The sequence below is a fragment of the Stenotrophomonas sp. YIM B06876 genome (genome assembly GCF_030711595.1).
GTDB lineage: Bacteria > Pseudomonadota > Gammaproteobacteria > Xanthomonadales > Xanthomonadaceae > Stenotrophomonas.
Map to the genome: position 1 here is coordinate 159,191 of NZ_JAUJUJ010000001.1, position 13,675 is coordinate 172,865.

The window sequence follows — 13,675 nt, forward strand, 5'->3', positions numbered from 1 at the left end:
TGCGCGGGCCTTTCCTTTTGCCGCCTCAGCCTTCGACGATCATCTTGGCGGCGGGCAAGCCGCGGGCGCGCCGCAGCAGCCGCGCCGTGCCGGTGCTCAGGTCATCGAGCATGGCGTAGATCGTCGGCAGGAACAGCAGGCTGACCAGGGTCGAGAACGCCAGGCCACCGGCAATGGCCCGTGCCATCGGGTAATACGCCGGCCCGTTGCCGAACATCTGCGTGTCGGTCAACGAGATCGGCACCATGGCCAGGATCGCGGTGCCCATGGTCATCATGATCGGACGCAGGCGTTCGCGTGAACCTTCCACCAGCGCCTGGGTGCGGCCCATGCCACGCCGGCGCAGGTTGTTGATGTGCTCGATCATCACGATGCCGTTGTTCACCACCACCCCCATCAGTACCAGGATGCCGATGAAGGACATGATCCCGAACGCGGTGCCGGTGATCCAGAACAGCCAGAACACGCCAAAGATGGAGAACAGCACCCCGCTCATGATCGCCGCCGGGAACAGCAGCGATTCGAACACCGCCGCCATCACCACGTAGATCATCAGCAGTGCGATCAGCAGGTTGAACATCATCTGCGCCATCGCCTCGTTGTCGTTCTGGTAGTCGCCCCCATCGAAGCTGAAGCTGTAGCCGCCGGGGAACTCCATCGGTTTGAGCGTGTCTTCCATCGCCTTGCGCGCTTCGGGCACGGTCACCTTTTCAGCCAGGTTGGCCTTGATGGTCAGCGTGGTCTGGCGGTTGGTCCGCGCGATCTGGGTGGCCGATGGCTTGACCGCCACTTCCACCAGGCTGAGCAGCGGCACCGAACGGCCGTCGCTGGAACGCACGGTGAAACCGGCCAGGTCTTCCGGACTGCTTTCTTCGGCGCCGGCAAAGCGCACCCATACCGGCACCTCGCTGTCACCGCGGCGGAACTCGCGCAGCGGTGAACCGCGCAATGCCAGGCCGACGAAACTGGCGACCTGCTCGGCATTGAAACCGAAGGCCGCCGCGCGCTCACGATCAACCCGCACCGCCAGCTCGCTGCTGCGGTCACCGGCCTCGACACGCACATCGCGCAGCTCCTTGCGCCGGGCCAGCAACGGAATCACGTCCCCGGCCATTTCCTGCAGCACCTGGGTGGAATCGCCCACCAGCTGCACCTGCACGCTCTGCCCGCCGCCCTGGTCATCGCCCTGGTTGCCGATGCTGTAGTCGGCCCGCGCCGAGCGCGGCAGCTCCTTGCGGATCTGTTCCTGCAGTTGCTGCAGTTCCTTGGCGTGTGCCGGATCGAAGGTGATCACCGTGGTGCTGCCCTCCTGCTCGCTGAAGAACGAGTACAGCTGGCTGATATGGAAGCGCTCGCGGTTCCCGTCCAGGAACTGCTCGACCTTGCCCACCTCGTCGGCCAGCTGCTCGCGCGTGTACGAGCCCTTCCACTGGTACTGGACATAGGCTTCGTTGCCACCACCACCACCGAACATGTCGATCTTGGTCAGTTTCATCGGCACCAGGCTGACCAGCACCACCAGGACGATGCCGATGACGCTCCAGCCGCGGTGCTCCAGCGACCACTGCAACAGACGCGCATAGCGCTGCTGCAGGCGCGCGATCACACCCGTGCTGGAGTTGACGAGGGCGGGCGTTTTCATCCTTGCCGCCAGCATCGGGATCAGGCTCACCGCCACCAGCCACGAGGCCAGCAGCGACACCGAGATGGTGATCGCGATCTGCGCCATGAAGATGGAGATGTTGTTGGTCTCGCCGAACAGGTTCGGCACGAACACGATGCAGTGGCACAAGGTACCGGCGCTGAGCGCGATGGCAACGTTGCGGGTGCCGACCAGCGAGGCCAGCTTCGGCTGGCCCGGCATGCGCTCGCGTTCCTGGTAGATGCTTTCCACCACCACCACGGCGTTGTCCACCAGCATGCCCACCGCCAGCAGCAACCCCATCATGGTCAGGATGTTGAGCGTGACCCCGGCAAAATGCATGAAGCCCAGGGTGATGGTGAAACAGATCGGGATCGCCAGCGTCACCATCAGCGTGGATGGCCAATGCCGCAGGAAGAAGAACAGCACCGTCACCGACAGCAGCAGTCCCACTCCGCCGGCTTCGGCCAGCTCCAGCAGCGACGAGGTCACCGTCTTGCCCTGGTTATCGATCACCTTGACCTGCACGTCGCTCATCGACGGCTGCTTGCGGATCGCCTCCACCTCGGCCAACGCCGCCCGCGACACTTCCACCAGGTTGGCACTGCGCTCCTTGTAGATATCCAGGCCGATCGCCGGATGGCCGTCCAGGCGCCGCCCATAGTTCATCCGCGCCGGCTTGAGCCGGACCTCGGCGATATCGCCCAGGCGCAGACCGCGGTTGTCGATCACCAGATCGCGCAGCTGCTGCAGATCGGCCAGCTCGCCGACCGGCTGGATCCGCACGCGGCGGCCGTTGTCGTCGATGCGGCCCGCCGAGACCGAAAAATTCAGCGCCGCCAGCCGCGCACTGAGGTCGTTGAGGCTGAGGTTGTGCGCGCTCAGCCGGTCCGGGTCTACCGCGATCTCGACCTCGTTCGGCGGCGCGCCGGAGATCGACACCCGCGCCACCCCAGGGATCCGCTCCAGCCGCCGCTTGAACTCGCGATCGATCATGTCGTACGCGCCGGTCAGGTCGGTCTCGCTGGCCAGGCGCACCTTGAGCACCGGCTGGTCACTGCTGGACCACTTGAACACGCTGTAGCGCTGCAGGTCGTCGGGCAGATCGGCACGGATGGCATCGATGCGTTCGCGTGCATCGGAAGCGGCGATGGCGATATCGCGATCCCAGTCGGAGAACTCGATGAAGATGCTGGCCCCTTCCGAGGTCGCCGAGGAGCGCATGCGCTTGATCCCGGTCATCGTTGCCAGCGCTTCCTCGGTCGGCCGTACCAGGTTGCGCTCCACCTCTTCCGGCGTGGAGCCGGCATAGGGTATCTGCACGAACAGGAACGGCGCGGAGATATCCGGCAGGGCTTCCAGCGGCAGCCGGAAGGCGGCAATCAGGCCGACCACGAACAGCGACACGAAACACATGATCGTGGTGACCGGGCGGCGGATGCTGAAGGCGGCGACGCTCATGCCGACTCCAACGCCGCGTCATCGGCGGCAACGCCATGGCGGCTGCGCATGCGCCGTCCACGCTCCAGGTAGTAGGCATCGCCACGGCGATCGAGCAGGTCGTACACCACCGGAATCACCACCAGCGTCAACAGCGTGGATACCAGCAGGCCGCCGATCACGGTGATCGCCATCGGCGCGCGCACTTCCGCGCCCTCGCCCATCGCCACCGCCAGCGGCAGGAAGCCGAACAGCGTGCACAGGGTGGTCATGATGATCGGCCGCAGCCGCGAACGCGCGCCTTCCACCAGTGCCTCGCGCTTGCCCACCCCGGCCTCGCGCAGCTGGTTGACCTTGTCGATCAGGATGATCGCGTTCTTGGTCACCAGCCCCACCAGCAGGATCAGGCCGATGAACACCACCACCGAGATCGGCTTGCCGGTGAGCAGCAACGCCAGGATCGCGCCGACCAGCGCCAGCGGGATGGTGAACAGGATCACGAACGGGTGCAGCAGCGATTCGAACTGCGAGGCCATCACCAGATAGACCAGGAAGATGGCCAGCGCGAAGGCGAACAGCAGTGATTTGGCCGACTCGGCCAGCTCCTCGCCCTGGCCGCCGATATGCATGCCCACACCGGCGCCCAGCGGGTTGCTGCCGACCATGCCCTGCACCTCGCGCACCGCCGCGCCCAGATCGATATCGCGCAGGTTCGCCGACACCACCGCGACCCGGGTCTGGTCGGCGCGATGGATCTCGGACGGTCCGGTGGTGGCCACCACGTCGGCCACCGCATCCAGCGTCACCGGCCGCGCACTGCCCGGATTGACGATCAGCCGGCGGATGTTGTCGACGCTGGAGCGGTCGCTTTCCTGCGCCCGCACCAGCACATCGATCTTGCGGTCACGGAAGCTGTAGCGGGTGGCGACATCACCGCGCACTTTTTTCACCACCACATCGGCGATCTGCCGCGTGGTCAGCCCCAGTGCCCCGGCACGTTCCTGGTCGAAGCGGATCTGCACTTCCGGGAACCCCTCCTCCACCGTCGACTTGACGTCGGCGTAGTGCGGGTTGTTGCGCAGCAATGCAGCCAGCTTCTGTCCGGCGCGCTCCAGCGTTTCCATGTCCTGGCCACGCAGCTCCACTTCCAGCGGCGTGGAAAAACTGAACAACGCCGGGCGCGCGAAATCGACCTGTACCCCCGGGTGCTGCTGCATGCCCGCGCGCAGGCGCTCGGTGATGGCCGCCTCCTGCTTCGGACTGCCACCGCCCTGCATCACCACGGTCAACTTGCCGATGTTCTCGCCGCTTTCAGTCGGACTGGCATCCAGCCGGGTGCCGGCGCCACTGACGCCGTACATCGAGGCGATCGCACTGTCCTGGGCGTGGGCCAGCTGCAGTTCGCGCACCAGCGCGTCGGTCTGCCGCAGCGGCGTGCCCGCCGGCAGTTTGGCGGTCATCTCGAAGCGGTCCTGCGCCAGTTGCGGGATCAGGTCGGCGCCGAGCATCGGCACCACCGCCAGCGTCAACACGAACGCCAGCGCCGCGGCACCCAGCACCAGCCCGGGGCGATGCAGGGCACCGGGCAACAGCTTCAGGTAGCCACGCTCGGCGCGCGCATACGGCGCCATCGCCAGATCGCTGGCCTTGCGCATGATCGGGCCGATGACCCGCACCAGTCCGCGCCAGCACCGCACCAGCAGCCAGGCGATGCCGAAGAACAGTCCGCGCAGCGCGGCCCCCAGCCCGCGTCCGCCCCCGGCCACCGGCTTGAGCCAGCGCTGCGACGGCTGCCACTGCGGATGCGGCGGCTCTTCCGGGAACGCCAGCGGCGGGCGGCCTTTGAGCGAGCTGAGCATCGGAATCAACGTCATCGACACCAGCAGCGAGATCGCAATGGCGATCGCCACCGTCAATGCCTGGTCACGGAACAATTGCCCGGCGATGCCCTCGACGAACACCAGCGGCAGGAACACCGCAATCGTGGTCAAGGTCGAGGCCACCACCGCCATGCTCACTTCGCGGGTGCCGGCAATGGCCGCCTCCAGAATCCCCAGGCCGCGCTCGCGCGCCTTGGCAATCGACTCCAGCACCACGATCGAATCGTCCACCACCAGTCCGGTAGCCAAGGCCAGCCCGCCCAGCGACATCACGTTCAAGCTCAGCCCCAGCTGGCCCATGAAGAAGAACGTGGCGATGATCGACACCGGCAACGACAGGCTGATCACGAACGTGCTCCAGCCATCGCGCAGGAACAGGAAGATGATCAGGATCGCCAGCAGGCCGCCGATCACCGCATCCTTCTTGACGTCGCTGATCGCATGTTCGATGAAGCGCGACTGGTCCTCGATCGTGGTCAGCTCGGCATCGGCGGGAAACTGCGCCTTGATCTGCTCCAGCCGCGTGCGCAACGCCTTGGCGGTGGCCACCGTATTGGCATCGCCTTCCTTGTAGATCGCCAGCTCCACCGCTTCCTTGCCGCCGAGGCGGATGATGGCCTCGCGCTCCTTGTAACCCTGGCGCACGCTGGCCACATCCTTCAGGCGCACCGGCATGCCATTGGCGATATTGCTGGCCGACGCCGACGACGCGCTCTGCGCCGCGGAGGCGGCCGCAATCGCCGCATCCGAGCCGGTGGACGCGGCAATGGCATACATCTGCGCCATCGCCGAATCGGCGGCGCTGGTATTGGCCCCCTGCGTGGTGATCAGCAGGTTGCCGATCTCCTCCAGATCGGCGAACTGGTTGACGGTGCGCACCAGGTAGCGCTGCGAGCCCTCCTCCAGCCGGCCACCGGAGATGTTGATGTTCTCCTCCTTGAGCCGCTTGATCACCGTATCGATCGGCAGGCTCAACTGCGCCAGCTTCTGCTGGTCGATATCGACCTGGATCTCATCCTCCAGGCCACCGCCCACCTTCACCGCGGCCACGCCCGCCACCGGCTCCAGCTTCTTCTTCAGGTCCTCTTCGGCGTAGCGGCGCAGTCCGGTGAGCTGGCGGACCGCATCGGTCTCGCTGCCAGGCTCGTTCTTGCCCGACAGCACCAGCCGCATGATCGGCTCGGTCGAGGGATTGAAGCGCAGCAGCACCGGCGCCTTGGCCTCCAGCGGCAGGTTCAGCGCTTCCATCTTGTCGCGCACCTCCAGGCTGGCCTGGTCCATGTTGGTGCCCCAGGCGAACTCCAGCACCACATCGCTCTGTCCGGTGCGCGACACCGACTTGAGCTTGCGCAGGTTCTTGACCACCCCCACCGCTTCTTCGACCGGCTCGGTGATCAGGGTTTCGATTTCCACCGGTGCCGCACCGGTGTACTCGGTGCGCACGGTCAGCGTCGGATAGCTCAGGTCGGGCAACAGATTGACCTTGAGGCTGCCCAGGGCGATGAAACCGAACAGCAGCAGCGTCACCGTGAACATGGCGATGGTCACGCGGCGGCGGGTGGCAAATTCGACCAGCCCGCCACCGTGGGCGCCCGTGGGCAACGGACTGTGTGGATCGTTGCCGGGGTCGCGGTCCGCGCGGCTCATTGCCGGGTCTCCGCCTTCGCCTTGGCATCAGCCACAGGCGCGGGAGCGGCCTGCTGCGCCCGCGCGGCCTCGATCACCTGCACCCCCGTGCCATCGCGCAAGGCGACCTTGCCGGCGGTGACCACGCGGTCGCCCTCGGCCAGACCCTCCCGGATCTCCACCCACGGCCCTTCGGCATAACCCAGCTTCACCGCAACGCGGCGGACCTTGTCGGCCTCCACCTTGAATACCGCCGGATCGCCATCGTCCAGCAACGCCAGCCGCGGCACCACCAGCGCATCGGCGCGCTGGTCGTAATCGATGCGCAGGCGACCGAACATGCCCGGCTGCAACTGCCCCGCGTGCCCATCGAACGCACTGACCACGCGGAAGGTGCCACTGCCGGCATCCACCACCGGCGCGATCCGATCGACCTTGCCGGTGAAGCTCTGCCCTGGCAGCGCGTCGGCCAGCAACGTCACCGGCTGGCCGGCGCGCAAGGTGGCCAGCTCGCGTTCGGGCACGTTGAGCGTGGCTTCCAGCCGGCTGTCATCGACGATGCGGAAGATCGGCGTATTGATCTGCACGAAATTGCCGGTCTTGATCGCACGCGAGGCGATCACACCGGAAATCGGCGCCACCACGGTGGTATAGGAAAGCTCCAGCGTGGCCAGCCGGTACTGCGCCCGCGCGTTTTCCAGATCGAAACGCAGCTGGTCCACATCGGCGGCGCTGATCAGCTGTTGCGCCACCAGTTTCTGCGCACGGTGGTAGCTGTTCTCCAGCTTGCGCATCTGCGCTTCGCCCTGGGCCACCGCCAGCCGCGCGCGGTCCGCGTCCAGCCGCACCAGCGGCTGTCCGGCCTTTACCGGCTGGCCTTCCTCGACCAGCACGGCCAGCGCCACGCCCGAGGTCTTGGCCACCACCTGCGATTCGGCGCGCGGCTCCAGCGCCGCAGTACCGGTATAGCTGGCCGCCACGGCGCGACGGGTCGCCTTGGCCGCCTCCACCGGCACCGCGTCCACCGCCTTCTGTTCGGTTTGCGTTTTGGCCTGGGCCTCTTCGCCGCCAGCGCTACAACCGCCCAGCAGCAGCGAGGTGGAAATGATCAAAGCAGCAGCGCAGATTCCGCTGCGGCCGTGCGGGTGTGTAAGTGGCGACATCGTCTTGTCCCTGGGGATGCGTTAACAGGTGTTATAGGAAAGTATTGCACCACGGCACGGACACACCATCCGCCAAAAGTCATGGACCTCACGCCGCAATGCAGCATCCGCGCGCGGTTCCGAAGCCGTGAATACGCAGGCTATACTCGGGTCGTTCCGCGTCCCACGGCGGAACGCCCAGACCCGCACTCCGGACCTTGAAACCATGCGCCCGCAGACGCTCGCCGCTTGTCTCGCTCTGGCCGTCACCCTGTCGTTCGGGGCCGCCCAAGCCAATCCGCAGTCCGCAACACCTGCCGCTCCCGCTGCGCCTGCAGTGCCCGCCGCCCCCTCGCCACCTGCGATCGTCGCCAATGTCGACGCGGGCAGGACGCTGTCCTACACCTGCCAGGGTTGTCACGGCCTGACCGGATACAAGAACGCCTATCCCAGCTATCGCGTGCCAAAGATCGGCGGCCAATCGGCCGAATATCTGAGCCAGGCGCTGACCGAATACCGGGAAGGCAAGCGCAAACACCCGACCATGCAGGCGCAGTCGATGAGCTTCAGCGTGCAGGATATCGCTGACCTTTCGGCCTACCTGTCCACCCTAAAATAAGCATCGATCATGCCGAAAGCCACGCAACTGAAGCGTTTTGCCATCGTCCTGTTCGCGGCCGGCGCACTGGCGGCCTGTTCGCAATCGGAGGTGGAGTCGGCCGACAAATCCGCCGGAGATCCCGGGCACGCCAGTGGGGAACAGGGTTCGCGCTCGTCGGCCGGCCTGCCGGAAGGCCGCATTGCCGCCGGCGAACATCTGGCCCAGGCCAAGGGCAAGGCGACGGGACAAAGCTGCATCGACTGCCATGGCGCCGACGGCAACCACCCGATCGATGCCACCTACCCCAAACTGGGGGGCCAGTACGGCGACTATCTCGCCCATGCGTTGCAGGCCTACCGGGACGGCAACCGCCAGCATGTGCTGATGTCGCCGCAGGCGGCCAACCTGAGCGATCAGGACATTTCCGACCTGGCCGCCTGGTTCGGCTCCCGCCCCAGCCAGCTGCGCGATCTGCACGGCCTCAAGTGATCCGCTTGCGTTAGCTGCCGGGGCGGCCACCGCCTCCGGCACTTTGGTCCTACCGAAAAGCGCCGCCCTCGGGGGCGGCGTTTTTGCATCAGCGGCTGCCGTTGTCTTCCTGCAGCGCTTTCTTGAACGGGATATCCGGCGGCGGCCGCGCCTCGGCCGGCTGTTCCTGCATGTTCGGGTTGCTCAGGCCGCAGCCGCCGCCGAACTGCAGCAGCGACACCACGCAGGAAATCCGGGTATTGGTGCCGGGAATCGGAATCTCGATGCTCTTGATGCCCTTGCGCACCCATTCGGCCAGCAACGATTCGTTCGGCACCCAGTATTTGTCGAACGAGGTCGGCGTGTGTTCGTAGGGTGGTCGCTTGAGCCAGGTGCCGGATTCAGCGATCCGGTCGCGGGTCCAGGTATCCGACTCGCCACCCGGCGCGCCGCGCCCTGTCCCACCCTGGCTATCCGCCCCGGCCTGGATGCGGACGCTGCCATCGGCGTTGAACAGCCCCTCCCCCGCGGACGCCTGGTGCCCGGTATTTCCCGCGGTCTGGCGTTTTCCCACCCCCCAGTCATCCCCCTTTACCGGCGCCTCCCAGCCGCCCACCCGGTCCTGCGATCGCGGCCCTGCGCCAGCACTGGTACCGGAGGTTGGACTTGCTGCCGCACCCGGTGCAGCCGGAACCGCCGAAGAAACTGCCGATACATCTTCGCGGCCGGCCAGTCCCCTCATCTGAGCAGGACCTGGAATTGCAGCCGCGTCCTTTTCCGGTGCCGCCGGTATCGATGCCTCACGCACCGCCAGCTCGCGCGTGGGCACGCGCACCTCGACCGCGGAGGCGCGTACCGGGCGGATCACCGGCGTCTGCGGGGGAGCGATGTGGATCTCGCGTTCGCGCACCTGCACCTGCGGCGCGGACACCGCCGGCTGCAGTGCTGTCACCGGCGTGCGGATCTGGACGGCAGGCGGCCGTTCTTCGACGATATCCACCGGCCGCATCTGCACTTGCAGCTCGGGCATGCGCAGCTGTGGCGCTTCAACCTTGGCAGGCACGGTATTGACCGGCGGCAATACGAAGTCGCTCACCGGCTGCGCCACGTCGGTGACCTGCAACGGCTGCGCGGCCGGCGGCACCACCTCCGGGGCGGGGATCGGCTCTGCCGTCCCAGGTTCACCCGGCGCCGGCGCCGTACTTTGCTCCTCGCTTTCAGCAGCCGCTGCGGCGGCCAGGTCCGGCGCCCGCGGTGTGGAGGCCGCCCCGCTCGACCCGGTCGCGCCGGCATCGCCGCCTGCGACGGGTATCCCTCCCCCCTGCTGTTGCGGCGTGCCAGTTCCGAAATACTGCAGCTGCACCCGCCCGGCGTCGCCGGCGTTGTCCGGGGTCGGCGGGGTGCGGATCAACGCCACCCAGACCAGGAACAGCGCAAACAGCACGTGCAACGCGGCGCTGATAAACGCGGAAAACCAGCGCAGTCCACGCTCGTCGGCAGGCGCCCGTTCCCAGCCCTGCCAGAACAGCTGGCGCAGCGCTTGCCACATTGACAGCAGCGGTACCGGTCCGGTCGATACCGGGGGCGGCCGCGCCGCCAGGATCGCCGTCATCTGCTGCGCGGCCACCACCGGCGCCAGCGCCGGCAATCGGCGCAGCCACAGGCCCCAGCCATACGGCAGGCCGGTTTTGCGTTCAAGAATGAGTTTGCCCGGCTGACGTGATGCCAGCACGGCGTCAAGGATGTCGGCGGCTCTCGTCACCGGGGCGCGGAAGCCGTCGGATCAACCCGCGCCATCGCGCGGGATATAGGGCGCCTGACCGGTTTCATGGTCGGTGGCGTCACGTACCGCGGTGATCCCCGGCACCCGGCCCATCAGGGTTTTTTCAATGCCCTGTTTGAGGGTCACATCGGCCATGCCACAGCCGTGGCAGCCCCCGCCAAAGCGCAGCAGCACCACGCCATCGGCCGATACTTCCTGCACCGCGACACGGCCGCCGTGCGAGGCCAGTTGCGGGTTGATCTCGTTTTCGATCACCCAGCGCACGCGCTCGACGATGGAGGCCGATTCAGCCGGGGCTTCGCCCTTGATCTTCGGCGCCTTGATGGTCAGCTGCTGGCTGCCGGCGGCCTGGGTGACGTAGTCGATTTCAGCGCCATCCAGCCATGCCACGCTGGTGGCGGCTACATACAGCGTGAACCCATCGCAATCGACGGCCCACTCGTCGCCGATCAGATCGGCCGGCTCGGCGAATTCAAGGCGTACATCGGCACGCGGCGTTCCCGGCTCGGAGGCACTCAGGCGCACGCCCATTCCGGGCGCGGACTCACGTTCGATCAACTTGCGGAAATGGGTTTGGGCGGTGTCGGAGATCTGGATCATGCGGGTTATTCTAGCCCTGTCTTGCTGGACGCTCATGGGATATCGACATCGGGCGTTGCAATGTTCAGCCAACCGCTACTGGAGATCCATATGGCAGACCTGATTCCGCTTGTGCAGGCGCACTGCATCCCGCGCAAAGGCCACGAGCACCGCCTCACCCAAGCCCGGGTGCAGGAACTGCTGCCGCAGGTTCCCGGCTGGGAAGTGGCCGAAGCCGGGCAGGCGCTGGTGCGCACGTTCCACTTCAAGGACTACCACCGCACCATGGCCTTTGTGAATGCGCTGGCCTGGATCGCCCATCGCGAAGACCACCACCCCGACCTGGGCGTACATTACGACCGGGCCGTGGTCCGCTTCTCCACCCACGATGTGGGCGGCCTGAGCGAAAACGACTTCATCTGCGCTGCCAAAGCCTCGGCCCTAACGGAGTGACCGTCATGAACCTGCGTCTGTTGTTGTGTGCCAGCATCGTCACCGCCCTGCTCAGCGGCTGCGGCCAGTCGGGCGAACGCGCCGCCCCGGCCATCGCGCCAACCGAGGTGGCCGCGGTGCAGACGCCGCCGCCGGACTACCCGATCGAACTGGCGTGCACCGGCGTGGGCGGCACCACGGTGCTCAACGTCGTGGTCGGCGCGGAAGGCGTGCCGGTGGAGGTCAAACTGCTGACCAGCAGCGGCAATGCCAAGCTGGATGAATCCGCGCAGAGCCGCGTGCGCGAATGGAAGTTCAATCCCGCCACCCGCAATGGCAAGGGCGTGAACGCCACCATCCAGGTGCCGGTCAGCTTCAACCCGCCGCAGCCCAAGCCGGACAAGTGCTTCGCCATCCAGGAACACATGGACCACGGCGACTGACCTGCAGGCGCGCCCCCGGGCGGCCGCCACCGTCTTTCCCGCCAGGCGCTCCCACGCATGCCAGCGATTTCCACCGGTCATCTCTGGCTTGACCGCGCCGGGCCGCCTGACGGGGGTCTTTTCCAGGCAGCCCAACCCGCGCCCGCTGTCCGGTTGCGGGGTTGCCGCCCTCCCGACCCCGGCCAGGATGCCGCGGCCCTCGGCCACTTTTCGGACGGGCGGGAGTCCACCGTCCACTGGCCTCCCGCGCACCACCGGACTATGTCGGGGCGCTCCAAACCATCGCCGGCCCGGATCCGGCGCTGGCATCGCCCGCTCATCCCAGCCGGCTCAGCGCCTCACCCAACTCCTCGGCCAACGGCGCATTCAGCAGATAGGGGGTCTTGCCGGCATCGAGCGCGAATTCCAGCGAAGCGGCATGCAGAAACAGGCGCTTGAGGCCGATCTGCTCACGAAACCGCTTGTTGATTGCCGGATCACCGTATTTATCGTCGCCAGCCACTGCATGGCCGATATGCTGGGCATGCACCCGGATCTGGTGGGTGCGCCCGGTTTCAATCCGCACCTCGCAATAGGAATGCCCGCCGCGCCGCTCCAGCACCCGGAAGTGGCTGAGTGAACCCTTGCCGGCCGGATTGACCTGGACGTGGCGCTCACCGCCCTGGCGCAGCCCGACATGCAGCGGCGCATCCACACTCATCACCCCGTCGGGCATCCGCCCGACCAGCAGGGCCAGGTAGCGTTTCTGGATGCCGCCGCGGTCCTCACGCATCAGCGCCTGCAACTCGGTCAGCGCCGAACGCTTCTTGGCCATCACCAGCAGGCCGGAGGTGTCACGATCCAGGCGGTGCACCAGCTCCAGGTTCAGATTCGGCCGCAACACCCGCATTGTCTCGATGGCCCCATGACTGATGCCGCTGCCGCCATGACTGGCCACCCCCGACGGCTTGTTGAGCACCAGCAGGCGAGCGTCCTCGAACACGATGGCCTGCTCCATGCGCTGCAGGAAACCGGACGGCGGCGGCGCCTTTTCGCCGACCTCGACGAGATTGACCGGCGGAATACGGACTTCATCGCCGCTCTCCAGCTTGCGCTCCGCCTTCGCCCGGCCGCCATTCACCCGCACCTGGCCACTGCGCACCAGCTTGTAGACCAGACTGCGCGGCGCGCCCTTGAGCTGGCCCAGCAGGAAGTTGTCCAGCCGCTGGCCATCGCGATCTTCAGCAATCGTGACCACACGCACGCCGGTTTTTGCCGCAAGCGGCTTGCGGTTCTGTTCGGAATCATTCATCGGGCTTTTATTCTGCTACACTCGGGGCGCGAGATAAGGGTTTGATTTCGTTGGAAGTTAGTCAGGGCCAGAAGCCCGACTTCCCACGAATCCGGCACAGTGCGCGGCCACCGCCCCCGGGGCGGCCATGTTAGCGGCTCACCGGCGTTCCCGGCCATCGTCGGATGCAATGCGCATCTGTGCTGGACGAAACACATGTCCCGCGTGGCTCTGCCAGTCCGTCTGGAAGCCGCCACCGGCCCCGAAAAACCAATAAACATCAAGAGAAGCGCTCCCGCGGCCTGCCGTGGTGTCGTAGCGCTGGAAACCCAAGCCGCCCTCCCCGCGCCTGCGCGAAGGGCAGCGAAC

10 protein-coding genes are annotated in these 13,675 nt (G+C 66.6%); 4 read left to right on the top strand and 6 right to left on the bottom strand.

What is annotated here, in order from left to right; all coding sequences use genetic code 11:
• Positions 1-25 precede the first annotated feature (25 nt).
• Genes QZH66_RS00675 through QZH66_RS00685 form a run of 3 tightly spaced genes read right to left on the bottom strand, consistent with a single transcriptional unit; the run spans position 26 to position 7,751 of the window.
• Complete coding sequence (locus QZH66_RS00675; protein WP_305804018.1) at positions 26-3,103, bottom strand: efflux RND transporter permease subunit; 3,078 nt, start codon at positions 3,101-3,103, stop codon at positions 26-28.
• On the bottom strand, positions 3,100-6,609 hold the full coding sequence (locus QZH66_RS00680) for an efflux RND transporter permease subunit (RefSeq protein WP_305804019.1): 3,510 nt from the start codon (positions 6,607-6,609) through the stop codon (positions 3,100-3,102). Before QZH66_RS00680 ends, QZH66_RS00675 begins: the two co-directional genes overlap by 4 nt.
• Entirely contained in the window at positions 6,606-7,751 is a 1,146-nt protein-coding gene (locus tag QZH66_RS00685) for an efflux RND transporter periplasmic adaptor subunit (RefSeq protein ID WP_305804020.1), read from the bottom strand. The genes QZH66_RS00680 and QZH66_RS00685 overlap by 4 nt, the downstream gene beginning before the upstream one ends.
• A 205-nt stretch (positions 7,752-7,956) precedes the next feature.
• Between QZH66_RS00685 and QZH66_RS00690 the strand changes: the two genes are divergently transcribed.
• Together QZH66_RS00690 and QZH66_RS00695 are read left to right on the top strand one after the other, a co-directional pair.
• Positions 7,957-8,349, top strand: coding sequence for a c-type cytochrome (locus tag QZH66_RS00690; RefSeq protein WP_305804021.1), 393 nt, complete (start codon positions 7,957-7,959; stop codon positions 8,347-8,349).
• A gap of 9 nt (positions 8,350-8,358) precedes the next feature.
• Entirely contained in the window at positions 8,359-8,820 is a 462-nt protein-coding gene (locus tag QZH66_RS00695) for a cytochrome c (RefSeq protein WP_305804022.1), read from the top strand.
• Between the two features lie 88 nt (positions 8,821-8,908).
• On the opposite strand, the gene QZH66_RS00700 is transcribed toward QZH66_RS00695, so the two are convergent.
• Positions 8,909-10,531: a hypothetical protein gene (locus QZH66_RS00700; protein WP_305804023.1), complete on the bottom strand. Its 1,623-nt coding sequence runs from the start codon at positions 10,529-10,531 to the stop codon at positions 8,909-8,911.
• A 51-nt stretch (positions 10,532-10,582) separates the two neighbouring features.
• Positions 10,583-11,182 carry an NfuA family Fe-S biogenesis protein gene (locus QZH66_RS00705; RefSeq protein ID WP_305804024.1) on the bottom strand — a complete coding sequence of 200 codons (600 nt, stop codon included), beginning with the start codon at positions 11,180-11,182 and terminating at the stop codon, positions 10,583-10,585.
• Between the two features lie 90 nt (positions 11,183-11,272).
• Between QZH66_RS00705 and QZH66_RS00710 the strand changes: the two genes are divergently transcribed.
• Complete coding sequence (locus QZH66_RS00710) at positions 11,273-11,614, top strand: 4a-hydroxytetrahydrobiopterin dehydratase (protein WP_305804025.1); 342 nt, start codon at positions 11,273-11,275, stop codon at positions 11,612-11,614.
• A 5-nt stretch (positions 11,615-11,619) separates the two neighbouring features.
• Positions 11,620-12,036 carry a TonB family protein gene (locus QZH66_RS00715; RefSeq protein WP_305804026.1) on the top strand — a complete coding sequence of 139 codons (417 nt, stop codon included), beginning with the start codon at positions 11,620-11,622 and terminating at the stop codon, positions 12,034-12,036.
• 316 nt (positions 12,037-12,352) lie between these two features.
• On the opposite strand, the gene QZH66_RS00720 is transcribed toward QZH66_RS00715, so the two are convergent.
• The gene (locus QZH66_RS00720; protein WP_305804027.1) at positions 12,353-13,327 is read right to left on the bottom strand and encodes an RluA family pseudouridine synthase; all 975 of its coding nucleotides are present in this window, start codon (positions 13,325-13,327) and stop codon (positions 12,353-12,355) included.
• Positions 13,328-13,675 lie beyond the last annotated feature (348 nt).

What these genes read in the sequence shown, in the direction of transcription:
- QZH66_RS00680 (WP_305804019.1), bottom strand. Translation starts at nt 6,609, where the DNA reads ATGAGCCGCGCGGACCGCGACCCCGGCAACGATCCACACAGTCCGTTG.
- QZH66_RS00690 (WP_305804021.1), top strand. Translation starts at nt 7,957, where the DNA reads ATGCGCCCGCAGACGCTCGCCGCTTGTCTCGCTCTGGCCGTCACCCTG.
- QZH66_RS00695 (WP_305804022.1), top strand. Translation starts at nt 8,359, where the DNA reads ATGCCGAAAGCCACGCAACTGAAGCGTTTTGCCATCGTCCTGTTCGCG.
- QZH66_RS00720 (WP_305804027.1), bottom strand. Translation starts at nt 13,327, where the DNA reads ATGAATGATTCCGAACAGAACCGCAAGCCGCTTGCGGCAAAAACCGGC.
- QZH66_RS00685 (WP_305804020.1), bottom strand. Translation starts at nt 7,751, where the DNA reads ATGTCGCCACTTACACACCCGCACGGCCGCAGCGGAATCTGCGCTGCT.
- QZH66_RS00715 (WP_305804026.1), top strand. Translation starts at nt 11,620, where the DNA reads ATGAACCTGCGTCTGTTGTTGTGTGCCAGCATCGTCACCGCCCTGCTC.
- QZH66_RS00705 (WP_305804024.1), bottom strand. Translation starts at nt 11,182, where the DNA reads ATGATCCAGATCTCCGACACCGCCCAAACCCATTTCCGCAAGTTGATC.
- QZH66_RS00710 (WP_305804025.1), top strand. Translation starts at nt 11,273, where the DNA reads ATGGCAGACCTGATTCCGCTTGTGCAGGCGCACTGCATCCCGCGCAAA.
- QZH66_RS00675 (WP_305804018.1), bottom strand. Translation starts at nt 3,103, where the DNA reads ATGAGCGTCGCCGCCTTCAGCATCCGCCGCCCGGTCACCACGATCATG.